21 protein-coding genes, 1 tRNA gene and 3 rRNA genes are annotated in these 24,954 nt (G+C 49.5%); 16 read left to right on the top strand and 9 right to left on the bottom strand.

Annotated elements, in window-relative coordinates; translation table 11 throughout:
• Positions 1–311: 311 nt before the first annotated feature.
• Both ybaK and TOLA_RS16745 read left to right on the top strand, forming a co-directional pair.
• Positions 312–776 carry a Cys-tRNA(Pro) deacylase gene (ybaK, locus tag TOLA_RS01035; RefSeq protein WP_012728420.1) on the top strand — a complete coding sequence of 155 codons (465 nt, stop codon included), beginning with the start codon at positions 312–314 and terminating at the stop codon, positions 774–776.
• A 149-nt stretch (positions 777–925) separates the two neighbouring features.
• Complete coding sequence (locus tag TOLA_RS16745) at positions 926–1,075, top strand: hypothetical protein (protein ID WP_171804895.1); 150 nt, start codon at positions 926–928, stop codon at positions 1,073–1,075.
• 97 nt (positions 1,076–1,172) lie between these two features.
• Here the strand turns inward: TOLA_RS16745 and rrf are convergent.
• The 4 genes from rrf to TOLA_RS01015 form a co-directional block, all read right to left on the bottom strand.
• A 5S ribosomal RNA gene (rrf, locus tag TOLA_RS01030) occupies positions 1,173–1,287 on the bottom strand.
• A gap of 126 nt (positions 1,288–1,413) precedes the next feature.
• Positions 1,414–4,302: ribosomal RNA gene (locus TOLA_RS01025) — 23S ribosomal RNA — on the bottom strand.
• A gap of 135 nt (positions 4,303–4,437) precedes the next feature.
• Positions 4,438–4,513 (bottom strand) — tRNA-Glu (locus TOLA_RS01020).
• Positions 4,514–4,557: 44 nt separating this feature from the next.
• Positions 4,558–6,103 (bottom strand): 16S ribosomal RNA (locus tag TOLA_RS01015).
• The 16S, 23S and 5S rRNA genes sit together here with 1 tRNA gene alongside, the layout of an rRNA operon.
• A 428-nt stretch (positions 6,104–6,531) precedes the next feature.
• Between TOLA_RS01015 and TOLA_RS01010 the strand changes: the two genes are divergently transcribed.
• Both TOLA_RS01010 and TOLA_RS01005 read left to right on the top strand, forming a co-directional pair.
• Positions 6,532–7,641 carry a GGDEF domain-containing protein gene (locus tag TOLA_RS01010; RefSeq protein ID WP_012728419.1) on the top strand — a complete coding sequence of 370 codons (1,110 nt, stop codon included), beginning with the start codon at positions 6,532–6,534 and terminating at the stop codon, positions 7,639–7,641.
• 324 nt (positions 7,642–7,965) lie between these two features.
• Complete coding sequence (locus TOLA_RS01005; RefSeq protein ID WP_012728418.1) at positions 7,966–9,258, top strand: dicarboxylate/amino acid:cation symporter; 1,293 nt, start codon at positions 7,966–7,968, stop codon at positions 9,256–9,258.
• 51 nt (positions 9,259–9,309) lie between these two features.
• On the opposite strand, the gene TOLA_RS01000 is transcribed toward TOLA_RS01005, so the two are convergent.
• Complete coding sequence (locus TOLA_RS01000; RefSeq protein ID WP_012728417.1) at positions 9,310–10,170, bottom strand: YicC/YloC family endoribonuclease; 861 nt, start codon at positions 10,168–10,170, stop codon at positions 9,310–9,312.
• Positions 10,171–10,293: 123 nt separating this feature from the next.
• Here TOLA_RS01000 and rph point away from each other — a divergent pair, with 123 nt between their 5' ends.
• Positions 10,294–11,010, top strand: a complete 717-nt coding sequence (rph, locus tag TOLA_RS00995) for a ribonuclease PH (RefSeq protein WP_321410412.1) — start codon at positions 10,294–10,296, stop codon at positions 11,008–11,010.
• A 33-nt stretch (positions 11,011–11,043) separates the two neighbouring features.
• On the top strand, positions 11,044–11,685 hold the full coding sequence (gene pyrE, locus TOLA_RS00990) for an orotate phosphoribosyltransferase (RefSeq protein WP_012728415.1): 642 nt from the start codon (positions 11,044–11,046) through the stop codon (positions 11,683–11,685).
• A gap of 74 nt (positions 11,686–11,759) precedes the next feature.
• On the opposite strand, the gene dut is transcribed toward pyrE, so the two are convergent.
• Together dut and coaBC are read right to left on the bottom strand one after the other, a co-directional pair.
• Positions 11,760–12,215, bottom strand: coding sequence for a dUTP diphosphatase (dut, locus tag TOLA_RS00985; protein ID WP_012728414.1), 456 nt, complete (start codon positions 12,213–12,215; stop codon positions 11,760–11,762).
• Complete coding sequence (gene coaBC / locus TOLA_RS00980; RefSeq protein ID WP_041609586.1) at positions 12,202–13,410, bottom strand: bifunctional phosphopantothenoylcysteine decarboxylase/phosphopantothenate--cysteine ligase CoaBC; 1,209 nt, start codon at positions 13,408–13,410, stop codon at positions 12,202–12,204. The genes dut and coaBC overlap by 14 nt, the downstream gene beginning before the upstream one ends.
• 126 nt (positions 13,411–13,536) lie before the next feature.
• Here coaBC and radC point away from each other — a divergent pair, with 126 nt between their 5' ends.
• The 9 genes from radC (at position 13,537) to ppiC (ending at position 21,289) form a co-directional block, all read left to right on the top strand.
• Entirely contained in the window at positions 13,537–14,211 is a 675-nt protein-coding gene (gene radC, locus TOLA_RS00975) for a RadC family protein (RefSeq protein WP_012728412.1), read from the top strand.
• A 140-nt stretch (positions 14,212–14,351) separates the two neighbouring features.
• Positions 14,352–14,588, top strand: a complete 237-nt coding sequence (gene rpmB / locus TOLA_RS00970; RefSeq protein WP_012728411.1) for a 50S ribosomal protein L28 — start codon at positions 14,352–14,354, stop codon at positions 14,586–14,588.
• Between the two features lie 11 nt (positions 14,589–14,599).
• Entirely contained in the window at positions 14,600–14,767 is a 168-nt protein-coding gene (gene rpmG / locus TOLA_RS00965; protein ID WP_012728410.1) for a 50S ribosomal protein L33, read from the top strand.
• A 110-nt stretch (positions 14,768–14,877) separates the two neighbouring features.
• Positions 14,878–15,507, top strand: coding sequence for a guanylate kinase (gmk, locus tag TOLA_RS00960; RefSeq protein WP_012728409.1), 630 nt, complete (start codon positions 14,878–14,880; stop codon positions 15,505–15,507).
• A gap of 48 nt (positions 15,508–15,555) precedes the next feature.
• Positions 15,556–15,840: a DNA-directed RNA polymerase subunit omega gene (gene rpoZ, locus TOLA_RS00955; protein ID WP_012728408.1), complete on the top strand. Its 285-nt coding sequence runs from the start codon at positions 15,556–15,558 to the stop codon at positions 15,838–15,840.
• A 130-nt stretch (positions 15,841–15,970) separates the two neighbouring features.
• Complete coding sequence (gene spoT, locus TOLA_RS00950) at positions 15,971–18,118, top strand: bifunctional GTP diphosphokinase/guanosine-3',5'-bis pyrophosphate 3'-pyrophosphohydrolase (protein ID WP_012728407.1); 2,148 nt, start codon at positions 15,971–15,973, stop codon at positions 18,116–18,118.
• A 215-nt stretch (positions 18,119–18,333) separates the two neighbouring features.
• A complete protein-coding gene (locus TOLA_RS00945; RefSeq protein ID WP_012728406.1) occupies positions 18,334–19,134 on the top strand; it encodes a Cof-type HAD-IIB family hydrolase in 801 nt (266 codons plus the stop codon).
• Positions 19,135–19,200: 66 nt separating this feature from the next.
• Entirely contained in the window at positions 19,201–20,904 is a 1,704-nt protein-coding gene (locus tag TOLA_RS00940; protein WP_012728405.1) for a COG3650 family protein, read from the top strand.
• Positions 20,905–21,007: 103 nt separating this feature from the next.
• Entirely contained in the window at positions 21,008–21,289 is a 282-nt protein-coding gene (gene ppiC / locus TOLA_RS00935) for a peptidylprolyl isomerase PpiC (protein WP_012728404.1), read from the top strand.
• A 48-nt stretch (positions 21,290–21,337) separates the two neighbouring features.
• Here the strand turns inward: ppiC and TOLA_RS00930 are convergent, their stop codons facing one another.
• Complete coding sequence (locus TOLA_RS00930) at positions 21,338–22,231, bottom strand: homocysteine S-methyltransferase family protein (RefSeq protein ID WP_012728403.1); 894 nt, start codon at positions 22,229–22,231, stop codon at positions 21,338–21,340.
• A gap of 69 nt (positions 22,232–22,300) precedes the next feature.
• Complete coding sequence (nhaB, locus tag TOLA_RS00925; RefSeq protein ID WP_012728402.1) at positions 22,301–23,872, bottom strand: sodium/proton antiporter NhaB; 1,572 nt, start codon at positions 23,870–23,872, stop codon at positions 22,301–22,303.
• Positions 23,873–24,085: 213 nt separating this feature from the next.
• Here nhaB and TOLA_RS00920 point away from each other — a divergent pair, with 213 nt between their 5' ends.
• Complete coding sequence (locus tag TOLA_RS00920; RefSeq protein ID WP_041609435.1) at positions 24,086–24,916, top strand: transporter substrate-binding domain-containing protein; 831 nt, start codon at positions 24,086–24,088, stop codon at positions 24,914–24,916.
• Positions 24,917–24,954: the final 38 nt, after the last annotated feature.

Here is a 24,954-nt window from a genome sequence, read left to right as displayed (position 1 = left end):
AAAGCCTGCCGCTTTCGCTGACAGGCTTTAGGCTACTCATGCCTCAATACAGGTAAAAATCCGGGATCAATTTTATTTGATCCCGGATTTTTATTTTTCAGACACACCACCAGTCTTCATTATGCTACTTAAGAAAAAATCAAGGATGGTATGTCAATTTTTATGGAGTATCCTATTCATACAGACTTAAAAAGCTGATCAGCTCACGATATATAAGTTGATTCAATCCGGATTAGCTTAAACAAGCCTGACTTCATCATTAATATATAACCATATTACCGAAATTTCCTGGATACATGGAGGAGATAAAAATGACCCCAGCTATTCGATTTCTAAAACACATTGGCTCAGAATTTAAAGTACATACTTATGAATGCAATGTCAGTGATGATTTTGGTAAACACTGTGCCGAGCAATTAAGAATGGAAAAAGGCAAAGTTTTTAAGACATTACTGATTCAGCATGGTACACAAGCCGTAACTGCTATTATTCCAGTAAATATGCATCTGAATCTTAAGGCCTCCGCAAAAGCAGCTCATCTTAAACATGCAATAATGATGAATCCAAAAGATGCTGAACGTGTTACGGGATATAAATTAGGAGGGATTAGTCCTTTTGCTCAAAAAAAAGTATTACCGACATTATTAGATGAAAGTGCATTTTTGTATCCATCAATCTTAGTTAGCGGTGGTAAGCGAGGTGTATCTGTAGAAATTTCACCTCAGGCTCTGGTTCAACTACTGGATGCATCAGTTGCTGCAATCAGCGACAAATAACCTTTTTAAGTCATTATGTATAATCGAACTATCTTAGCTTAGCTCCACATAGATCGTACGTCATAGAATGGCTGCTTTACGACGAACGCTATAGACTCCGATAAATGCAGTTTTCATGCATTCACATCACAGATAGGAGCCAACGCAATATGGATACACATTTAACAGAAATCAAAAATGCCCATCTTTTTATGGAGTATTTGGTGAGTATCGGCGAGAAATCACCACGCTCACGTCGTGATGACTGGGAACTTGTTGATCAAGAAAGGGTTATAGATGCTATTCAGGGGCTGAAATAGAATGGATTACATTAATAATTAAGTATTAATTTCTACTAAAAAATAAAAACACAAAAACCCCGCGTAAGCGGGGTTTTTGTCTTCTTTCAATTTAGAAGCCTGGCAGTGTCCTACTCTCACATGGCGAATGCCACACTACCATCGGCGCTACAACGTTTCACTTCTGTGTTCGGCATGGGTACAGGTGGTTCCATCGCGCTATTGCCGCCAGGCATATTCGGGTCCCTTATCACTAACTCATTGGGTCTCGTTAGCAATAAGTCTTGGAAAGCTGTGACCTCGCGGTCTTTATTTCGTTCATCAATCAAACAAGCGCTTCAAAACTACTTGGGTGTTGTATGGTTAAGCCTCTCGGGTCATTAGTATGGGTTAGCTCAATGTATCACTACACTTACACACCCCACCTATCAACGTCGTAGTCTTCAACGGCCCTTCAGAGGACTTATAGTCCTAGGGATGACTCATCTCGTGGCAAGTTTCCCGCTTAGATGCTTTCAGCGGTTATCTTTTCCGAACTTAGCTACCGGGCAGTGCCATTGGCATGACAACCCGAACACCAGCGGTTCGTTCACTCCGGTCCTCTCGTACTAGGAGCAACCCCACTCAATCATCCAACGCCCACGGCAGATAGGGACCGAACTGTCTCACGACGTTCTGAACCCAGCTCGCGTACCACTTTAAATGGCGAACAGCCATACCCTTGGGACCAACTTCAGCCCCAGGATGTGATGAGCCGACATCGAGGTGCCAAACACCGCCGTCGATATGAACTCTTGGGCGGTATCAGCCTGTTATCCCCGGAGTACCTTTTATCCGTTGAGCGATGGCCCTTCCATTCAGAACCACCGGATCACTATGACCTGCTTTCGCACCTGCTCGACCTGTCCGTCTCGCAGTTAAGCGGGCTTATGCCATTGCACTAACCTCACGATGTCCGACCGTGATTAGCCCACCTTCGTGCTCCTCCGTTACTCTTTGGGAGGAGACCGCCCCAGTCAAACTACCCACCAGACACTGTCCCTGACCCAGATAATGGGTTGAGGTTAGAACATCAAACATACCAGGGTGGTATTTCAAGGTCGGCTCCATGACAACTGGCGTCATCACTTCAAAGCCTCCCACCTATCCTACACAGGTAGGTTCAATGTTCAGTGTCAAGCTATAGTAAAGGTTCACGGGGTCTTTCCGTCTAGCCGCGGGTACACCGCATCTTCACGGCGAATTCGATTTCACTGAGTCTCGGGTGGAGACAGCGTGGCCATGGTTACACCATTCGTGCAGGTCGGAACTTACCCGACAAGGAATTTCGCTACCTTAGGACCGTTATAGTTACGGCCGCCGTTTACCGGGGCTTCGATCAAGAGCTTCGCTTGCGCTAACCCCATCAATTAACCTTCCGGCACCGGGCAGGTGTCACACCCTATACGTCCACTTTCGTGTTTGCAGAGTGCTGTGTTTTTGTTAAACAGTCCCAGCCACCTGGTCACTGCGGCTGTCATTCGCTCCGGAAGTAAATTCCTTCACCAACAACAGCGTACCTTCTCCCGAAGTTACGGTACTATTTTGCCTAGTTCCTTCACCCGAGTTCTCTCAAGCGCCTTGGTATTCTCTACCTGACCACCAGTGTTGGTTTGGGGTACGATTCTTCGTAACCTGAAGCTTAGAGGCTTTTCCTGGAAGCGTGGCATCAGTAACTTCATGACCGTAGTCACTTCGTCTCGGCTCTCGGAATAAAGTACAGCGGATTTGCCTACCGTACATCCCTACCACCTTTCACCAGCACTACCAACCGCTGGCTTACTTAGCCTTCTCCGTCCCCTCATCGCAGTTACAAAAAGTGCAGGAATATTAACCCGCTTCCCATCGACTACGCCTTTCAGCCTCGCCTTAGGGGTCGACTCACCCTGCCCCGATTAACGTTGGACAGGAACCCTTGGTCTTCCGGCGAGGGAGTCTTTCACTCCCTTTAACGTTACTCACGTCAGCATTCGCACTTCTGATATCTCCAGCATGCGTTACCACACACCTTCACAGACTTACAGAACGCTCCCCTACCACTTGCACTTGCGTGCAAATCCGCAGCTTCGGTGACTAGTTTAGCCCCGTTACATCTTCCGCGCAGGCCGACTCGACTAGTGAGCTATTACGCTTTCTTTAAATGATGGCTGCTTCTAAGCCAACATCCTAGCTGTCTGAGCCTTCCCACATCGTTTCCCACTTAACTAGTACTTTGGGACCTTAGCTGGCGGTCTGGGTTGTTTCCCTCTTCACGACGGACGTTAGCACCCGCCGTGTGTCTCCCGGATAGTACTTACTGGTATTCGGAGTTTGCATCGAGTTGGTAAGTCGGGATGACCCCCTAGTCGAAACAGTGCTCTACCCCCAGTAGTATTCGTCCGAGGCGCTACCTAAATAGCTTTCGGGGAGAACCAGATATCTCCGAGTTTGATTGGCCTTTCACCCCTAGCCACAGGTCATCCCCTAATTTTGCAACATTAGTGGGTTCGGTCCTCCAGTACCTGTTACGGCACCTTCAACCTGCCCATGGCTAGATCACTCGGTTTCGGGTCTACACCCTGCAACTAGTCGCCCAGTTAAGACTCGGTTTCCCTACGGCTCCCCTATTCGGTTAACCTTGCTACAGAATGTAAGTCGCTGACCCATTATACAAAAGGTACGCAGTCACCCCACAAAGAGGCTCCCACTGCTTGTACGTACACGGTTTCAGGTTCTATTTCACTCCCCTCACAGGGGTTCTTTTCGCCTTTCCCTCACGGTACTGGTTCACTATCGGTCAGTCAGGAGTATTTAGCCTTGGAGGATGGTCCCCCCATGTTCAGACAGGATACCACGTGTCCCGCCTTACTCGTTTTCATCTCAAGGTCGTTTTCATGTACGGGGCTATCACCCTGTGCCGCCAGCCTTTCCAGACTGTTCCACTAACTTCCAAGAAACTTAAGGGCTAATTCCCGTTCGCTCGCCGCTACTAAGGAAATCTCGGTTGATTTCTTTTCCTCGGGGTACTTAGATGTTTCAGTTCTCCCGGTTCGCCTTGCATGACTATGTATTCATCATGCAATACTGCATAAATGCAGTGGGTTTCCCCATTCGGATATCTGTGAGTAATAGCGTCTCTTACCGACTCCTCACAGCTTAACGCAGGTTAGCACGTCCTTCTTCGCCTCTGACTGCCTAGGCATCCACCGTGTACGCTTAGTCACTTAACCATACAACCCCAAGTAGTTTCCTACTCAACGCTGCATATGTGACCAGTTATACTGGTTTACATACCAAGTTTTTTCCAAGACGCTTGTTTGTCTTGATTGAACTTTTATCAGCTTTCCAAATTTTTAAAGAACTTCTGGCGTCCCCTAGGGGATTCGAACCCCTGTTACCGCCGTGAAAGGGCGATGTCCTGGGCCTCTAGACGAAGGGGACACAAGCAATCTGTGTGAGCACTCACATAGTCAATTAGTTTAAGGTAAGGAGGTGATCCAACCGCAGGTTCCCCTACGGTTACCTTGTTACGACTTCACCCCAGTCATGAATCACACCGTGGTAATCGTCCTCCCCGAAGGGTTAGACTAACTACTTCTGGTACAACCCACTCCCATGGTGTGACGGGCGGTGTGTACAAGGCCCGGGAACGTATTCACCGTGGCATTCTGATCCACGATTACTAGCGATTCCGACTTCACGGAGTCGAGTTGCAGACTCCGATCCGGACTACGACGTACTTTGTGGGTTCCGCTTGCTCTCGCGAGGTCGCTTCCCTCTGTATACGCCATTGTAGCACGTGTGTAGCCCTGGCCGTAAGGGCCATGATGACTTGACGTCATCCCCACCTTCCTCCGGTTTATCACCGGCAGTCTCCCTTGAGTTCCCGGCATTACCCGCTGGCAACAAAGGATAGGGGTTGCGCTCGTTGCGGGACTTAACCCAACATCTCACGACACGAGCTGACGACAGCCATGCAGCACCTGTGTCTGAGTTCCCGAAGGCACATTCGTATCTCTACAAACTTCTCAGCATGTCAAGGCCAGGTAAGGTTCTTCGCGTTGCATCGAATTAAACCACATGCTCCACCGCTTGTGCGGGCCCCCGTCAATTCATTTGAGTTTTAACCTTGCGGCCGTACTCCCCAGGCGGTCGATTTATCGCGTTAGCTTCGGAACCCACGCTCATAATGGCACAAACTCCAAATCGACATCGTTTACAGCGTGGACTACCAGGGTATCTAATCCTGTTTGCTCCCCACGCTTTCGCACCTGAGCGTCAGTCTTTGTCCAGGGGGCCGCCTTCGCCACCGGTATTCCTCCAGATCTCTACGCATTTCACCGCTACACCTGGAATTCTACCCCCCTCTACAAGACTCTAGTCGGACAGTTTCAAATGCAGTTCCCAGGTTGAGCCCGGGGATTTCACATCTGACTTATCTAACCGCCTGCGTGCGCTTTACGCCCAGTTATTCCGATTAACGCTTGCACCCTCCGTATTACCGCGGCTGCTGGCACGGAGTTAGCCGGTGCTTCTTCTGTAGGTAACGTCAATGATGATGCGTATTAGACATCACCCCTTCCTCCCTACTGAAAGTGCTTTACAACCCGAAGGCCTTCTTCACACACGCGGCATGGCTGCATCAGGGTTTCCCCCATTGTGCAATATTCCCCACTGCTGCCTCCCGTAGGAGTCTGGACCGTGTCTCAGTTCCAGTGTGGCTGGTCATCCTCTCAGACCAGCTAGAGATCGTCGCCTTGGTGAGCCGTTACCTCACCAACCAGCTAATCCCACCTGGGTGCATCCAATCGCGGTAGGCCCGAAGGTCCCCACCTTTCCCCCGCAGGGCGTATGCGGTATTAGCAACCATTTCCAGTTGGTATCCCCCTCGATTGGGCAGCTCCCCAGGCATTACTCACCCGTCCGCCACTCGCCGGCAGGATAGCAAGCTACCCCCCGCTGCCGTTCGACTTGCATGTGTTAGGCCTGCCGCCAGCGTTCAATCTGAGCCATGATCAAACTCTTCAATTAAAGTTTTTTGACTCAATGAATACTTGTTTCTTAATAGTCACTCGCATCATTGATTAAATTTTTTCAATCTAATCAATCTACGCAAGTGCCCACACAGATTGCTTGATATATTGTTAAAGAGCGTGACCGCATTGGGTCAGGGAGGCGCATTCTACGCTTTCCCTCTGGCTTGTCAAGTGTCGTTCGTCACAACCACTTAACTTGCTCTGTCGCGGCGTCTGCCGTCTCAGTGGGGCCGCATTATAGGGAGCCGAACTTTTTAGGCAAGCGCTTTATTGCGGATTTTTGCTGAGTGCTTGGTTTTGCATCACTACGTGCAGAAAACCAGCAAAGGGCGTGCACGAATCACTCAACACGATAAATGCTCCTAGGTATATCTCTCAATTTTTCCGATTCCGAGAAATGAGAGATAGACGTCAGAGTAAAGTGTGCCATTCTTAAAATACATTTATGTTGTTTTTATGGGTCATATAGTTATGAGACAACTGATAGTGGAATCACCTTGCTTTCAGCTCTTTGTTCGTCAGGCCATACTCGCGGCGATATCAGTGCATGTGCTGTTTCTCTTAGTATTTGTATATTTCAGCATACCTGTACTGATTGTGACCAACATTGGCAGTCTTCTGCTTTATATCATTGCGTTGTGGCTGCTGCGTGCACGTTCATTCAAATCTATTGCCGCATTGATATGGATAGATTTGATTGGACACTCGCTTATATCAAGCGAGGTATTGGGCTGGCAGAGTGGATTCCATTTTTATTTGCTGTTACTGGTGCCAATGAGTTTTCTATACGCGTTCAAATCGCAGGCAAAGAGAATATTTTTCATTGAAGCTGTGCTTGTTATTTACCTATTGCTGGACTATCACTCCTATGGCAGTCCGGTTATGTTCGAACTGCCTTCCTTTTACAGCATGCTGGTTCGTTATATTAACCTGGTGATCTTCTTTATAGGTTTGAGTTATCAGCTCTATGTCTATAACTTCTTGCTGCAAGAGGATGAATCGCCCATACCGGAATCAGCCACTACTGATCAGTTAACCGGTCTGGATAACCGCTGCGCGATATTGTCAAGGATTGATGAGATATTCGCTACGTCACCATATGCCAGACAACCAATGGCTCTTATTATTGCAGAGGTGGATCACTTCAAATCAATGCATGAACGATATGGACAGAGTATTAGCGATACGGCTCTCATTCATGTAGCTCAGATCTTACATGACTCAATTCGGCATAATGATCGTGCTTCCCGTTGGGGTGGTGGTGAATTTTTGCTTCTTTTGCCCGGTGGATCATTAACGTCTGCAGAACAAATCGCAAAACGGGTACAGGAAAAACTACTTGCTGCGCCATTACGGAAAGAAGGTATATCACTTCCTGTTTCTCTGACATTCAGCGTCGCAGAATTGTTACCTGATGAAAGTTTTGATCAATGTTTAATCCGTGCGGATACAGCGTTACAGCACGGTAAACAGAGTGGAGGAAACCGGATCGAACTCGCATCGGTCGATTTTGCGACTACATCGCCGGCTTAGACGCCGGCGAATGTTAAAAACAATCATTTTGTCCCTCATTGCTGTAACATCCCGCTAAAGCAACCGTCACTTCTTCTTAATTTATTGCTCTATTTGGTTTTTTATTGAGCAACAACCTGACAAAACATGCAAATGCATGACGTTTTGTAGTAAATTCAGCCAAATATTCTGATGCTGCTAATTCCTGCTTTCACCCGCTCTCTCATACCACTAGGTATGTATGCATCTGATATATGCGTCTACTCAAAGATGCGCTGCATGGAAGAATCCCATTGACATGATGTCTCTTCGCTTTGTTTACATCTACTTAGGAACAAAAACATAATGAAAATGAATAAACTGACGGCCATGATCCTGATCAGTATGTTAGTGGGTATTCTCACTGGACATCTGTATCGTTCGAACGTGACTGATCCTGCATCTATCGCAGCTTTTGCCTCAAATATTTCAATTCTGACCGATATATTCCTGCGCTTAATCAAAATGATTATCGCACCGCTGGTGTTTTCTACACTGGTCGTGGGTATTGCTAAAATGGGCGACAGCCAGACTGTTGGCCGTGTTGGTATTAAAGCCATGGCGTGGTTTATGACTGCATCACTGGTTTCACTGGCCTTGGGCTTGATCATGGTCAACCTGCTGCAACCCGGTGTTGGTCTGAATCTGCCATTACCGGACGTGACAGCTAAATCAGGTATCAGTGCTACCGCCATCACGCTAAAAGACTTTGTAACTCATGCAATTCCGCGAAGTGTTGTAGAAGCGATGGCAACGAATGAGATCCTGCAACTGGTCATCTTTTCTCTGTTCTTCGGTGTGGCTGCATCAGGTATGGGTGAAAAAGCCAAGCCTGTTGTTAATGTGATGGAAAGCATCGCGAACATCATGCTGAAAGTCACCGGTTATGTGATGAACTTTGCTCCGTTTGCCGTTTTTGGTGCTATTACGGCGTTGATTGCTAAACAAGGACTGGGGATTCTGCTGACTTACGGTACTTTTGTTGGTGAAGTCTATGGTTCGATCCTTGTTCTGTGGTGTCTGCTGTTATTGATGGGTAGCCTGTTTCTGGGCCGTCGTGTTTTAAGTCTGCCGAAGTTTATCCGTGAACCAATTCTGCTGGCATTCTCTACTGCCAGTTCAGAAGCAGCTTATCCAAAAACACTGCAAGGTCTGAAACGTTTCGGCTGTTCAGAAAAGATCTCCAGCTTCGTACTGCCAGTCGGTTATTCATTTAACCTTGACGGCTCCATGATGTACTGCACCTTTGCAACGATGTTTATCGCACAGGCTTACGGTATGGAAATCTCCATTGCACAGCAGATCACTATGTTGCTGCTGCTGATGGTGACATCAAAGGGTATGGCGGGCGTTCCACGTGCATCTCTGGTGGTAATCGCGGCAGCTATGGCGCAATTCAATATTCCGGAAGCAGGCCTGTTATTGTTACTGGGTGTGGATCATTTCCTGGATATGGCACGCTCTGCAACTAATGTGATGGGGAATGCCATCGCATCGTCTGTTGTTGCTAAGCTGGAAGGTGAGCTGACCGAGTCAATTGAAGATGATGACGATCTGCTGGGCGATTCAGTTCTGGTAGAAGAACAAGCGACTGGCTAATCAGAGATCCAATGGTATTGAAAAAAGCCCGCTGCTGCGGGCTTCTTATGGTTACTCAACGTTTTGGATCTGCTCACGCATCTGCTCAATCAACACTTTCAGCTCCACAGCTGCCTGTGTCACCTCTGCATTAATTGATTTTGATGCCAACGTATTCGATTCGCGGTTGAATTCCTGCATCATGAAGTCCAGACGGCGACCACATGCACCACCTTTACCGATGATTTTACGGGTTTCAGTCACATGCATATCCAGCCGGTCTAATTCTTCTGCCACATCAATTTTCTGTGCCAGCAGGACAATTTCCTGTTCAATACGGGTAGGTTCCAGCTCAACTTTGGCTTCTGCCAATCGATCAAGCAGGCGCTGGCGCTGCCAGTTGAGAATTGCAGGCATATGTTCCCGCACTTTCGCTGCTTCAACCGCAACACCTTCCAGACGTTGTTCCAGTAAAGCTTTCAGTTTATCGCCCTCGGAACGACGTGCAGCAATAAACTCTTTGAATACCTCATCAAATGCTGTCAGCAGAATGACATTCAGGGCATCCATATCCTGTTCTTCACCTTCCATCACACCAGGCCAGCGCAGGATATCTACCGGATTAAGCTGCCCTTGTCCGGCACGATCAATCACCCATAAAGCATTATCAATCAACTGCTCAGCCAGAGCTTCATTGATCTGTAATTGCCCCTGGCTAACCTGACTTTCAAACCGCAGATTACATTCGATTTTGCCGCGTTCTAATCCCTGACGGAAACGCTCTCGCAATACCGCCTCCAGATTACGGAAGGACTCCGGCAGACGGAAATAGGTTTCCAGATAGCGTTGGTTCACGGAGCGGATTTCCCAGACTGCCGTTCCCCAGTCACCTTTGAATTCTTTGCGGGCGTAACCGGTCATACTATGGATCATGGCGTGCTCTTTAGTAGCGAGGAATTGTACCGATTATACTCAACCCATCCCGTGACGTCAGTAGCCATGCAATACAGGCATAGATCACGTATAATTCGCGGTAATTTAATACAGTCAGGAATCATCATGCGTCCAAGCGGAAGAACGCCGGAACAACTGCGTCCAATAACAATTACCCGTCAATATACCTGCCATGCTGAAGGTTCAGTACTGGTTGAATTCGGCCGGACTAAAGTACTGTGTACAGCGACAGTCACTGAAGGTGTCCCTCGTTTTCTGAAAGGAAAAGGTCAGGGCTGGGTAACTGCAGAATATGGCATGCTGCCACGTTCCACTCATTCCCGCATGCACCGTGAAGCCGCGTCTGGCAAACAGGGTGGCCGGACTTTAGAAATTCAGCGCCTGATTGCACGTTCACTGCGTGCGGCCGTCGATCTGACTAAACTGGGTGAAAACACCATCACCGTTGACTGCGATGTATTGCAGGCTGATGGCGGAACACGGACTGCCTCGATCACCGGAGCCTGTGTGGCGCTGGCGGATGCACTGAACTGGATGTTAGCAAAAGGCTCACTGAAAACGAATCCGCTGAACTTCATGGTTGCTGCCGTTTCAGTTGGCATTTATGAAGGAGCTCCGGTTTGCGATCTGGATTATGACGAGGATTCCAGCGCAGAAACTGACATGAATCTGGTGATGACTGAAACTGGAAAAATGATTGAGATCCAGGGTACCGCAGAAGGTGAACCATTCTCTCAGGAAGAACTCATGCAGTTACTGGAACTGGGCAAGCAGGGTATTCAGCAAATCATTCAGCATCAGCGTCAGGCACTGGCCTGATATTCAGATTCAGGTAACAAGGGAAAAATCACGATGAAGGCATATCAGCGCGAGTTTATTGAATTTGCTCTGGAAAAACAGGTACTGAAGTTTGGCGAATTCACCCTGAAATCGGGTCGTAAAAGCCCTTATTTCTTCAATGCCGGTTTATTTAACTCCGGCCGCGATCTGGCCAAACTGGGCCGTTATTATGCAGCCGCACTGGTAGATAGCGGTATTGCGTATGACGTACTGTTTGGCCCGGCATATAAAGGCATCCCGATTGCATCTGCGACGGCGGTACAGCTTGCAGAACTGCATGATCAGGACGTTCCATGGTGCTTTAACCGTAAAGAAGCCAAAGATCATGGTGAAGGTGGCAATCTGGTTGGTAGTCCGCTGAAAGGCCGCATCATGCTGGTTGACGATGTGATCACCGCTGGTACCGCAATCCGTGAATCGATGGATCTGATCCAGGCTAATGGCGCGGAACTGGCTGGCGTGTTAATCGCGCTGGATCGTCAGGAAAAAGGGAAAGGCGAGTTATCTGCCATTCAGGAAGTACAGCGTGACTATAATGCGCCGGTGATTGCAATCATTACACTGGGTGATCTGATCCGTTATCTGGAAACTCAGCCGGAAATGACTGAATATCTGGAAAAAGTGAAAGCATACCGCGCCAGTTACGGCGTCTGATTTCTTTGCTGATACACGCAAATACGACAAAGAGGAGTGATTTATCACTCCTCTTTACATTTCAGCAGGAAGAATTAATGTCGGCCGGATGAGCCAAAACCGCCCTCACCACGTTCTGACGTATCAAAATCATCAACGATGTTGAAACTGGCCTGCACTACTGGCATAAACACTAATTGCGCGATGCGCTCACCTGGTTGGATAGTAAAAGTAGTATTACCACGATTCCATACTGACACCATTAACTGACCTTGGTAGTCAGAGTCAATCAGACCGACCAAATTCCCCAATACGATGCCGTGTTTATGGCCTAAACCGGAACGCGGCAGAATGGTGGCACACAAACCCGGATCAGCGATATGGATGGCCAGCCCGGTTGGGATCAGTTGTGTCTCACCAGGGGCCAATACAACCGCAGCGTCCAGACAGGCGCGCAGATCTAAACCGGCAGAACCGGGTGTCGCGTATTCAGGCAGTGGAAATTCATTTCCGATGCGGGCATCGAGGATCTTAAGTTCAATCTGTTTCATGTTGATAGCGCTGTATGATTAATGAAATGAGTTGTTGGGCGACTTGTTGTTTGCTGGCCAGAGGCAATTCCTGCTGCTCATTCTGCCAGAATACCGTCAGTGCATTCTGATCAGAATTAAACCCCTGTTCTGTGCGGCTGACATCGTTGGCGGCGATCATATCCAGCCCTTTACGTTGCAGCTTATCCAGCGCATAACGAGCCACATCCTGTGTTTCGGCGGCGAAGCCTACCACAAAAGGCTTATCTGCGCGCGCCGCAACACCGGCAATAATATCGGGATTCTTCACCAGTTGTAGTGTCAGCGTATCGCTGTCAGCCTGTTTCTTCATTTTCTGTGGCGCAACCGATTCCGTGCGGTAATCAGCCACCGCGGCGCAGCCAATAAAGATCTGATGCCGGGACACTTCTGCGTCAACCGCTGCTTGCATATCCAATGCGCTTTCGACATCAACCCGGTTGACGCCTTTTGGTGTCGGTAAATTGACCGGACCAGCAACCAGCGTCACTTTAGCACCTAATGCTGCTGCCGCTTCCGCCAGAGCAAAGCCCATCTTACCGGAGCTGTGATTACTGATATAACGCACCGGATCGATCGCTTCACGCGTTGGTCCGGCAGTGATCAGAAAAGAGAGTTCAGAATGGGGTGCCGGTTGGAAAAAACGGATTACTTCTTCCACAATATCCAGCGGATCCAGCATACGTCCCGGCCCCACATCGCCGCAGGCCTGACTGCCGATACCCGGCCCCCAGATCTGCACACCACGCTCAGCCAGCACTTTCAGATTATTCTGTGTCGCCGCGTGCAGATACATCTGCATGTTCATCGCAGGCGCGATCGCTAATGGTGCCGGACTGGCCAGACAGAGTGTCGTCAGCAGCTCATCACCCATCCCTGTGGTAAGACGGGAAATCACATTAGCTGTTGCCGGAGCCACCAGCACCAGGTCAGCCCACTTCGCCAACTCGATATGCCCCATGCCGGCTTCGGCCTGCGGATCAAACATACTGTTGGCAACAATATGACCGGATACTGCCTGTAATGTCAGCGGTGTGATGAATTCCTTCGCTGCATCAGTCATTACAACGCGGACCTCTGCGCCATGCTCACGCAAACGGCGAATAATTTCTGCTGCTTTGTATGCAGCGATCCCACCAGTCACCCCCAGCAGGATCCGTTTATTTTGTAATTGCATCAGTATGCACCCCAGATCCATAAAAACTGGCAAAGATAGTACACAATGCCTGTCGGTGATCACAGGCATTTGCAACCACAAACATCGCTTAAAGTAAGCTTTTCTGCGCCAAAAATAAGGAAAAGTATGGCTATCTGTGACTGGCCGGAAGATGAACGTCCCCGGGAAAAGTTATTACAACGTGGTGCCAGTGCGTTAAGTGATGCTGAATTACTGGCGATTTTTCTGCGTACCGGGGTGGCTGGTTGCAATGCCATTGAGCTGGCAAGAAACCTGTTGCAGGAATTCGGCTCGTTACGGGCATTATTGGGAGCAGAACAGGCACAATTTTGTCAGGCGCACGGTCTGGGGCCAGCTAAATATGTGCAACTGCAGGCGGTGTTAGAAATGAGCAACCGCTATCTGTCGGAATGTCTGCAACGTGGCGACTCACTGACCAGCCCACAGCTAGTCCGGCGTTATCTGCAAGCACAATTACGCGATCGGCCACGGGAAGTATTTGCGATGCTGTTACTGGATAATCAGCATCGCGTTCTCAGGTTTTGTGAATTATTTTTTGGTACAATTGATGCGGCAAGTGTCTATCCACGGGAAATCGTACAGACAGTATTAAAACATAATGCTGCCGCAGTCATTCTCTGTCATAATCACCCGTCCGGCGTAGCCGAACCAAGTCACGCCGATCGCCATATCACTGAGCGTATTTGCGACGCTTTACGTCTGATCGACGTGCGGGTGTTGGATCACTTTGTGATAGGAGATGGGGATCCCGTCTCTTTTGCCGAACGTGGATGGTTATAAAACGATCCTGATAAGGGCTTTTTGCTTGATCTTGTCGGGGCGATGCTGTATAAAATGCCGCCTTCTATCTTGTGCTCTGCTATACGGCAGCGGGGCAACAGAAAATGCGCGAGCAGAAGTAAGATTTTTGGAGAGACAACATGTCTAGAGTGTGTCAAGTAACCGGTAAGCGTCCGACAGTGGGGAACAACCGTTCTCACGCTAAAAACGCGACCCGTCGCCGTTTCCTGCCTAACCTGCAATCTCACCGTTTCTGGGTTGAAGGCGAGAAGCGTTTTGTTACCCTGCGTTTAACACCGAAGGGTATGCGTATCATCGACAAGCTGGGTATTGAAGCTGTATTGGCTGATATCCGTGCTCGTGGCGAAAAGGTGTAAGGAGATAAATCATGGCTAAAGGTGCTCGCGAAAAAATTCGTCTGAACTCCAGCGCCGGTACTGGTCACTTCTACACTACGACCAAGAACAAGCGCACCATGCCTGAGAAAATGGAGATCAAAAAATTTGATCCTGTTGTTCGTCAGCATGTAATTTACAAGGAAGGCAAGATCAAGTAATTGGTCTGGCGTTCTAAAAAACCCGGTCTTGTGCCGGGTTTTTTGTTATCAGCCCGTCACCATACCCTGACCGGCAAAACTATTTTCCTGTTACTTGATAGGAGCGCATCATGGCTGCTGCAGGTACGCTATTTATTATTTCCTCTCCCAGCGGAGCAGGAAAATCCAGTCTGTTAACAGCGTTATTGTCACGCTATAACAGCGATGGCCGGATGGCACTTTCCGTTTCTCATACCACGCGGGCGATGCGCCCCGGTGAAGAAAATGGTGTGCATTACCACTTTGTCAGCAAAGAAGAGTTTCAGGCTTTGATTGCCCGCGATGCTTTTTTTGAATGGGCAGAGGTATTTGGTAATTATTACGGCACATCCAAAGAATTGATAGAACAGGCGCTGGCTAAAGGTATTGATGTATTCCTTGATATCGACTGGCAGGGCGCACGTCAGATCCGCGAACTGTATAGCGCAACCCAATCTATTTTTGTATTGCCGCCAAGTTTGCCAATCCTGGAACAACGACTGATTGGCCGCGGTCAGGACAGCACTGAAGTGATTGCCAAGCGCATGGCGCAGGCGGTTTCAGAAATGTCGCACTATCCTGAATATGACTATCTGATCATCAATGATGATTTTGAACAGGCATTGCAACAATTGCATGCCATCGTACTCGCGGGTCGCGCAAAACTGCGTCCGCAGGCTATTTGTCACGCCGAACTGCTGAATCAGCTACTGGCGGGATAAATTAAAACCAAGTAGAATTTTCACCCTCGATTTATATGGGAGTTTGCTATGGCACGCGTTACTGTTGAAGATGCGGTAAAACAAGTTGGCAACCGCTTTGATTTGGTGCTGGTGGCCGCTCGCCGCGCTCGTCAGCTTGCCGTTCAGGGCAAAGAACCGCTGGTAGATGAAGAAAATGACAAACCAACCGTGATCGCATTGCGCGAGATCGAAGAAGGTTTGATTTCTAATCAGTTCATGGATGCGCAAGAGCGTATCGAACAGCAGCAGCAGGAAGCGAGTGAACTGGCTGCCGTAGCAGCGCTGACTCAGGATCGCGATTACGGATTCTAAGCATTCATTTGTTGCTTATTACGAACGGCACCCTAGTGGTGCCGTTTTTGTCATTATTTACAAGTGTGCGGAATAATCGCAAACTGCGGGATATGGTTGTACGCCGATGAGTCGTGAAGCGGGGTCACTTTTGTATCTGTTTGAAGATCTGAAAACATTACTGGGCAGCTATCTGCCCGAAGAACAGGTGACCCGGATCCAGGATGCCTTTCTGGTCGCACGCGATGCTCATGAAGGGCAAACCCGTTCCAGTGGCGAACCCTATATCACCCATCCTGTTGCAGTGGCGACGATCCTGGCAGAAATGCATCTGGATTATGAGACCATTTCTGCAGCCTTAATGCATGATGTGATCGAAGATACCCCGGTTACGAAAGAACAACTGGCCTTGCAGTTTGGTCCGGCGGTAGCTGAACTGGTTTCCGGCGTATCCAAACTCGATAAACTCAAATTTCGTGATCATAAAGAAGCACAGGCAGAAAACTTCCGCAAAATGGTGATGGCCATGGTGCAGGATATTCGCGTTATCCTGATCAAGCTCGCCGACCGCACACACAATATGCGGACTCTGGGGTCTTTACGTCCGGATAAACGTCGTCGTATCGCCCGCGAAACACTGGAAATATTCTCGCCCATCGCCAACCGCCTCGGTATTCACACCTTTAAGAGTGAGCTGGAAGAGCTTGGTTTTGAAGCTCTTTACCCGATGCGCGCCCGTATTCTGCGCGAATCGGTAAAACGTGCGCGCGGTAACCGTAAAGAGGTGATTGATTCCGTTTATAAGGAGATCGCGGGTCGTCTGCAGGACGCTGGCATCAAAGCGGAAGTCTGCGGCCGCGAGAAAAATCTCTATTCCATCTATAACAAGATGGTGAAAAAAGAGCTCCGCTTTTATGAAGTCATGGATATCTACGCCTTCCGCGTGATTGTCGATGATATAGATACCTGTTACCGGGTGCTCGGTCAGATGCACAGCCTGTATAAACCCCGCCCCGGTCGTTTCAAAGATTATATCGCCATCCCTAAAACCAACGGCTATCAGTCATTGCATACCTCGCTGGTCGGTCCGCACGGTGTGCCGGTAGAGATCCAGATCCGTACCGAATATATGGATCAGATGGCAGACAAAGGGGTGGCGGCACACTGGGCTTACAAGAGTAACGGAGATATCACTGGCAGCACAGCACAGATCCGCGCACAACGCTGGATGAAGAATCTGCTGGAACTGCAGCAAAGTGCCGGTAGCTCGTTTGAGTTTATTGAGAGCGTAAAAACGGATCTCTTCCCGGATGAAATTTATGTTTTCACACCGGAAGGCCGTATTCTGGAACTGCCGGCGGGAGCAACCCCGGTTGACTTTGCGTATGCCGTACACACCGATATCGGTAATAGCTGCGTTGGTGCCCGTGTAGAACGCCAGCCCTTCCCGCTCAGCCGTCCGCTGACCTCCGGACAAACCATTGAAATCATTACCGCACCCGGAGCCCGTCCGAATGCGGCCTGGCTGAACTTCGTGGTGACCTCGCGGGCCCGAACCAAAATCCGCCAGTTCCTGAAAAACTTGCGTGCCGAAGAGTCCATTATTCTCGGTCGACGTTTGCTCAGCCATTCTCTGGGCGGGAAAAAATTCGAAGAGATACCGGCGGAAAACCTGCAGCAGGTATTACAGGATACCCGACATGAATCACTGGATGGTTTGCTGGCTGATATCGGCCTCGGCAACCAGATGAGTGTGGTCATCGCCCGGCGTCTGCTGGGACAGCATGAACAGGAACCGGAGAAAAAAACATCGCCGGCTTACCGCAAACTGCCCATCCGGGGTGCCAGCGGCATGCTGGTGAGTTTTGCCAAATGTTGCCGCCCTATTCCCGGTGATGCCATCGTTGCCCATATCAGTCCGGGTAAAGGACTGGTGGTACATCAGGAAGGCTGTCCGAACATCCGCGGTTATAACCGGGAACCGGATAAATATCAGCCGGTACAATGGGATATGGAACATTTAGGCGAGCAGGAATTTAAAACCGGTATCCAGGTCGAAGTGGTTAATCACCAGGGGGTACTGGCACAACTGGCCAACGTGATTTCCGCAACAGGCGCCAATATTCACAGCATCAGTACCGAAGAAAAAGATGCGCGGGTGTATCAGGTAAACCTGCTGATTACGGCCAAACATCGGGTCCATCTGGCGGACATTATGCGGAAAATCAGAGTAATGCCGGACGTATTACGCGTGAACCGCACCACCAGCCGGTTGCGGACCAAAGAGGCCGACGCATAAATCCTGGAGAGCAAGCCAGTTTTTATCCGTGCGGCTATCTGTTGCCGCACGGCGAACAACAACGGTTGCTATTTGCAGGTGGTTATCCACGTCCGACTGCTTTCATTCGCAATAAATGGCATTTCAAGTGAATGTTAATGCGCTGTTATCGTTCCTCCGTTATACTGTAACCGCTCCCATAATCCGCTATTTAGCCGCTGTAACGAGGTTCCAGTATGTATAAAGTCGTTATCTCTGACCTGGATGGTACCCTGCTGAATAACCAGCATCATGTTTCAACGCATACCCGAAAAGTCTTAAAGCAACTGGTCGCCGAAGGGACCAAATTTATCGTGGCGACCGGCCGCCATCATATTGATGTAAAAGCGATCCGGACTGCATTGGGACTGGATATTTATCTGGTGACATCAAATGGTGCGGTAGTGACCGATAAGCAGGATGAAATGATCTTTAACCGCACTTTGCCGGCGGATATTGCGCAGGAGTTATCCGAAATGCCGCTGCCAGATCCTGAGATTGCCGTTAATATCTATACACCGGACGCCTGGTTTACCAATAAAGAGATGCCGGAATATCTGGAATATCACAAAGACACCGGCTTTTGCTATACCAAGACGGATTTAGTCGTTCTGGACAAAAGCAGCATCAATAAATTCTTTTTTATCGCCGAACATGAACCACTGCTGGAACTGGAAAACACCCTGCTGGAACGTTATGCCGGTCAGCTGAGCATTGCCTTTTCACAACCAGACTGTCTGGAAGTAATGGCTTTGGGTGTCAATAAAGGCGCGGCGATTACCTCCATTCTGGAACAGCACGATATTCCGCTCAGCTCGGCCATCGCGTTCGGGGATGGTATGAATGATTACGAAATGTTGTCAGTGGTCGGACATGGTGTGGTCATGGGCAATGCACACGATCGTCTGAAAATGGCACTGCCGGATCTGCCGCGGGCCGGGATCAATGATGAAGACGGGGTAGCCGAATATCTGCAGCAATTGCTGCTGGCCGAGTAGCTTTTTTAACGCCACCAGCGACAGATCGTATAAACTGGACAGAATATTTTCTGTACGGGAAACCTTATGCCGTTGTCACGTTTTGTCTTGTCTGGTCTGCTGATTGCACTGGTAGGATGTAACACTACCAGTGTTCCCGGGAAAAATACCCAGACACTTGTTGCTTCCGACATGTCAGCCAGATTGCAGCAAGAACTCTCTCCGTTGTTCAGCGGTACCATCCAGCGGCAGGCAGAGCAGGCTGTCTTCACGCCTTGTGGCAGTAACCAGCAGTGGCAACTGGTGATGGATGACAGTTTCTGGCAGCAATGGCAACAACTCGGTTCACCGCAGACCTTACAGGCCAGTCTGAGTGGTCAGCTCTCCCCCGGTGCCGGCCGCGGAGCGCCCTTCAGCCTTGAAGCCAAACACGTTTCCCGTATCACCACCGATCAGAGTATCTGTCAGAACAGCAGCGAAAATTACCTGCTGAAGGCTGGCAACAATCAGCCATTCTGGTCACTGATCATTGATGGTCAGCAGGCATCGCTGACGACCCCCGATGGTGTTGATAGTTACCAGCTGACTGACGTCACCCGTCCGGCAGAAAAACAGTTACAGCTGGCACTGGATAATCAGTCCGGCAAACAAGCGACGCTGAATCTGCGGCCTGGTTACTGCCAGGATGCTGACAGTCAGCAATGGCTCGGTTATGTAGTAACACTGGAACTGGATGATGGTCAGACGCTCTCCGGCTGTGCGGAACAGGGAAAATCACTGACGCAGCAACAACCGGCGCATGACTGGCAAGGCCATGACGATACGCAAAAAGCAGATATCAGTCTGGTGCTGGAAAGCAATTATCAGGCGAAGATGATTCATACCCGTGAAACCGGGCCGGAAGTGATCTACGACGGTGCGTGGCAGCCACAGAACGATCAGACCATCCGGGTGATGTTTAATCAGCGCATGGGCTTACCGATCAATGAAAGCATCACCTTCCACTGGAAAGATAACACGCTGACCGCAGATTACCGCGAGCTGGAAGCCGGCAAGGCCTATTTTGATAAACCACTGGTACTGACCACGAAAGATGGCCGTGAAAATACCGTAACAACTGATTCCGCTACCCTTCCCACAGGTTCAGCAGCAGTGGTCGTTGCACCACCGGCAACACAGGAAATTCCAGCCGGTGAAAGCAGTTTTGCACAGAATGAAACAGTACTGAATGGTGCCGCTGCAATTGCGGCAACCAGTATGACCTCCGGTATGGCAAATAACAGTTCGGCTGTAATGTCGGGAACGGCTACTGCGGCTACGCTGGCGAGTTTCTCTGCCGGTATACTGCAGGCGTCCGTGCAAGCGGATAACACCATTGAACAGGCTCTGCGTCAGTTTCTGGAAAGTAGCGGCAGTCAGGCCAGTGGTACGCAATATCGCTATGTGAAAGCCGATCTGAACGGTGATGGTTCGCTGGATGCACTGGCAGAAATGAACTGGTGTGATAAATCCGGTTGTGTCTGGCTGGTGTTGCAGGGCAACAACGGTCAGTATCAGCAGGTCGGCCGGTTAGAAGGCTTCAGTGGGACGGTGATGGTGGCACCATCAGCCCACAATGGCTGGTTTGATCTGCTGATACCTTCTGCTGAACAGGCCAATACCTACCTGACGCTGGAACATGATGGCAGTGCCTATCCGTCACGCCCGGCTGTCAGCAATCAGCCACAGCCCGATCCGAATACGCTGCTGCAACTGCGTTTCGAGGGTGATAACTGGCTGACCATACCGTAACCCCCTTTGCCAAGAGGCTGCGATCATCCGTGGTCTCTTGGCTGGAAAATCCGGCACCTTCCGCTATAATCCCCGCCCCTTTGATCGAAGAGAACTTATCATCATGGCCCGTACCGCATCCGCACTGCATATTCTGGTAAAAACAGAAGCTCAGGCACTGGATATTATGAAACAGCTGGCGGCAGGTGCTGATTTTCAGCAACTGGCAAAAAAATACTCTACCTGTCCGTCGAAAAAACGCGGTGGCGATCTGGGGGAATTTAAAAAGGGTGATATGGTGGCATCATTCGATAATGCGGTGTTTTCCTGCGAACTGCTCCAGCCCGTAGGTCCGGTTAAGACCCGCTTTGGTTATCACATCATTAAAGTGCTATACCGTTCATAGGTATAGTCAGTCACCTGATCGTTAGCGCCGATTCGGTGACTGTTGTCTTTATTTAAGATCTTTGGCTAACTGAGCAATATGCTCCGGCGTAATGCCGCAGCAACCGCCGATAATGGTGGCCCCTGCGGCTATCCACTTCTTCGCCCAGTTCAAATAGGCATCAGGATTTAAATCAGCACGGATCTCGTCCAGTTCGGCGTTTGCTTCCGCCTCTTTGGATTGTGCCGGAAACGCATTCGCATACACCCCGACCGGAATAGCTTTACCCTGACGCTGGATTTCGGCCACGGCATCGTGTACTGCATTCGTCATCACTTCCGGCTGACTGCAGTTAAACAGAATGGCCGAGACATTCAGCCCGATTGCTGCCGCCACGGCATCCGTCACGGTCTCACCGGAACGCAGTAAGGCTTGTCCACCAGCGGGTTCATCATCCAGCGTAAACGAAACCCAGAGCGGTTTGCTGTTATCACCCAAAGCCTGACGCACAGCCTTAACCTCGGCAATTGAGCTTTGTGTTTCTGCCAGCCAGTGATCGACAAACGGCTCCTGTGCCGCAATCAGTACACGATAGATCCGCAGAGCAGCTTCCATCTGAAACAGATCCGGACGATACGAACCCAAGACTGGTGATAAGGAGCCAGCCACTGTCACGGGATGAGCAGCCTTGTCCGCACAGGCGCGGGCAATTTCCGCAGCCAGCTGTGCCAGCGCATGTCCGCGTTCAGTGAAACGAACTTCACCGATATGGAACGGAACGACAGCATAACTGTTCGTAGTAATAATATCGGCACCACTGCCGATAAAGGCATTGTGCGCCATCGTCACATATTCCGGCGCATCCAGCAGCGCCAGTGCAGACCATTCCGGCTGCTGAAATGGCGCACCGATACGCTTCAGTTCACGTCCCATGCCACCGTCGAGAATTTGTACTTTACTCACGATTTCTCCTCATGCCAGCTGTATAGACTAACCGGAGGCCGAACCAGCCTCCGGTTTGGGTCTTAGGTCTTAATGTGAAGCAGGAGTGATGACAGGAATAGCAGCTTTGTGCTGCAGCCAGCCTGACTCATAGAACCATTGTGTCATATCCGGTAACAGATACATGGTGGATAACAAGCCAACACCCGCCAATACAATCGTATATGGCAACGCCATCCACATCATACGGCCATAAGACATCCGCACCAGCGGTGCCAGCGTGGAAGTCAGCAGAAACAGAAAGGCCGCCTGTCCGTTCGGGGTCGCGACCGACGGTAAGTTAGTACCGGTATTAATCGCTACCGCCAGCAAATCAAAATGATCGCGGGAAATGACATTGTTCACCAGGGCGGTATGCGCCTCATTGATATAGACCGTTCCGACAAACACATTATCGCTCACCATCGACAGCACACCGTTGGCAATATAGAACAGTGTCAGCTGCATCTCTTGTGGCGCTGAAAGCACCATCTGAATCAGTGGTCTGAACAGTTCCTGATCAATGATCACCGCAACGACAACGAAGAAGACCGAAAGCAGTGCGGTAAACGGTAACGACTCTGTAAATGCCCGGCCAATGGCATGTTCATCAGAGACACCGGTAAAGGTGGTGGCCAGAATAATCACTGACAGCCCGATCAATCCGACCGCCGCCAGATGGAATGCCAGACCTACAATCAGCCAGACACAGATAATGGCCTGACATACCAGCTTGAGCCGTTCCTGCGTTGTCCGGTGAGCATCATCATGATCGGCCGACTGTTTCAGAATGAGATAAACCGATTCAGGGATAACAGTGCCATAACCGAACCATTTCAACTTTTCCATCAGCACACATGTCGCCAAACCACAAATAAGGACCGGAATGGATACCGCTGACATACGGATAAAAAACTCACTAAAATTCCAGCCCGCCATTTCACCGATAATCAGGTTTTGTGGTTCGCCGACCAGCGTACAGACACCACCCAGGGCCGTACCTACCGCCGCATGCATCAGCAGACTGCGCAGAAACGCCCGGAACTGCTCCAGATCGGCGTGATGCTGTTTATGAATACTGTCATCGTTATTAATGTCATGTTCCGGATGAGTTGAGACATATTTGTGATAAACAGAATAGAAACCGACAGAGATACTGATGACCACCGCAACCACCGTCAGCGCATCAAGAAACGCCGACAGAAAAGCAGCCATCACTGAAAATGCCAGCGAAAGTGCAATTTTGGAGCGGACAGAAATTAACAGTTTAGTGAAAACATACAGTAACAACTGACGGACAAAGTAAATGCCGGCTACCATAAACATCAGCAATAGCAGTACTTCAAGGTTCGCACTGAGCTCATGTTTCACCTGCTCAGCCGATGTTAGACCTGAAAACACCGCTTCCAGCGCCAGCAGGCCGCCCGGCAATAATGGATAGCATTTCAATGCCATACTGAGGGTAAAGATAAATTCCGCCACCAGCAGCCAGCCGGCAACAAATGGATTTAACGCAACGATAAAAGGGTTAATGATCAGAAACATCACGATGGTCATTTTGTACCATCGGGGGGTGCTTCCCAAAAAATTACGAGCCAATGCACTGGCCATACTTGCAACCATAAATCTCTCCGCAAAAAATAAATATGTAAATTAAGAGCAGTAAACGCGCGACACACCAGGATATGAACCTGAGCCGGGTCGTTTAGCGGACATTTATAAATTGCATAGCAATCGTCATACCAATGAATAAATCATGATTCCGGTAACCATTGCTATTGCCTTCTGTAAATGCATTTCAGATTATGTACGTTTACTCACCCTTAGGGAATAATGATGCAATACAAAACACTGCAAACTTTACTGCTTCTGGCAGGATCTGTGACGATCAGCCATGCTTCGGTAGCTGGTGAAACACTGGATCGCATCAAAGAGCGTGGCGAACTGATCGGCGTTATGGATCAGGCTTATCCACCCTACTCGTTTCTGAATGATAAAAATGAAATGGACGGCATGGACGTCGACCTGACGAAAGAATTTGCCCGCCGTCTGGGCGTTAAGGCCAAAATCGAAACGCCGGCCTGGGAAGTGACAACTGCGGGTAACTGGCGTGGACGCTGGGATATCTGTATCTGCTCCATGACGCCCGATGCACAACGCGCCCGCTCCCTGGATTTCGTGACACATTACTACAGTTCACCAGCTGTACTGGTTACCTCTGTTAACGGCAATCCATTGACCAAACTTGCTGATATGGAAGGCAAAAAAATTGCAGCTCAGCAGGGCGGCTCTTATGAGCGTTATCTGAATCAGACACTGAAAATGGAAGGCTACGGTGCCAAACCGGTGACTTATCCATTCAAGGCCGTACAGGTAATGCCATATGGCAGCGAAGATCTGGAATATCAGGATCTGTCACTGGGTGCTGGCAAACGTATTGACGGTCTGGTTTCCAACCTGGTTACCGCCAATGAACGTATCAGTAAAATGCCGGGCAAATTCAAGATTGTCGGTGAACCACTGTTTGAAGACCCGAACTGGGTAGCGATCGACAAGGGTGACAAAGAGTGGCGTGATACGGTCGTGAAGATTTTTGACGACATGCGCAAAGACGGCACACTGCAAAAAATCACCGTGAAATGGATCGGTACTGATATTTCCCGCTAATTAAAACCGCTAGTCAAACTACGAAACAAGGGCGAGTT

The organism is Tolumonas auensis DSM 9187, assembly GCF_000023065.1.
Classification (GTDB): Bacteria; Pseudomonadota; Gammaproteobacteria; order Enterobacterales; family Aeromonadaceae; genus Tolumonas; species Tolumonas auensis.
This window is presented reverse-complemented; position numbering and strand designations above follow the sequence as displayed.

Bases quoted from the DNA above. Each gene is read 5' to 3' on its own strand.
- pyrE (WP_012728415.1), top strand. From the start codon at position 11,044: ATGAAGGCATATCAGCGCGAGTTTATTGAATTTGCTCTGGAAAAACAG.
- rpmB (WP_012728411.1), top strand. From the start codon at position 14,352: ATGTCTAGAGTGTGTCAAGTAACCGGTAAGCGTCCGACAGTGGGGAAC.
- TOLA_RS16745 (WP_171804895.1), top strand. From the start codon at position 926: ATGGATACACATTTAACAGAAATCAAAAATGCCCATCTTTTTATGGAG.
- nhaB (WP_012728402.1), bottom strand. From the start codon at position 23,872: ATGGTTGCAAGTATGGCCAGTGCATTGGCTCGTAATTTTTTGGGAAGC.
- TOLA_RS00945 (WP_012728406.1), top strand. From the start codon at position 18,334: ATGTATAAAGTCGTTATCTCTGACCTGGATGGTACCCTGCTGAATAAC.
- TOLA_RS01000 (WP_012728417.1), bottom strand. From the start codon at position 10,170: ATGATCCATAGTATGACCGGTTACGCCCGCAAAGAATTCAAAGGTGAC.
- TOLA_RS00920 (WP_041609435.1), top strand. From the start codon at position 24,086: ATGCAATACAAAACACTGCAAACTTTACTGCTTCTGGCAGGATCTGTG.
- rpmG (WP_012728410.1), top strand. From the start codon at position 14,600: ATGGCTAAAGGTGCTCGCGAAAAAATTCGTCTGAACTCCAGCGCCGGT.
- coaBC (WP_041609586.1), bottom strand. From the start codon at position 13,410: ATGCAATTACAAAATAAACGGATCCTGCTGGGGGTGACTGGTGGGATC.
- ybaK (WP_012728420.1), top strand. From the start codon at position 312: ATGACCCCAGCTATTCGATTTCTAAAACACATTGGCTCAGAATTTAAA.
- ppiC (WP_012728404.1), top strand. From the start codon at position 21,008: ATGGCCCGTACCGCATCCGCACTGCATATTCTGGTAAAAACAGAAGCT.
- rpoZ (WP_012728408.1), top strand. From the start codon at position 15,556: ATGGCACGCGTTACTGTTGAAGATGCGGTAAAACAAGTTGGCAACCGC.
- TOLA_RS00940 (WP_012728405.1), top strand. From the start codon at position 19,201: ATGCCGTTGTCACGTTTTGTCTTGTCTGGTCTGCTGATTGCACTGGTA.
- TOLA_RS01005 (WP_012728418.1), top strand. From the start codon at position 7,966: ATGAAAATGAATAAACTGACGGCCATGATCCTGATCAGTATGTTAGTG.
- radC (WP_012728412.1), top strand. From the start codon at position 13,537: ATGGCTATCTGTGACTGGCCGGAAGATGAACGTCCCCGGGAAAAGTTA.
- gmk (WP_012728409.1), top strand. From the start codon at position 14,878: ATGGCTGCTGCAGGTACGCTATTTATTATTTCCTCTCCCAGCGGAGCA.
- dut (WP_012728414.1), bottom strand. From the start codon at position 12,215: ATGAAACAGATTGAACTTAAGATCCTCGATGCCCGCATCGGAAATGAA.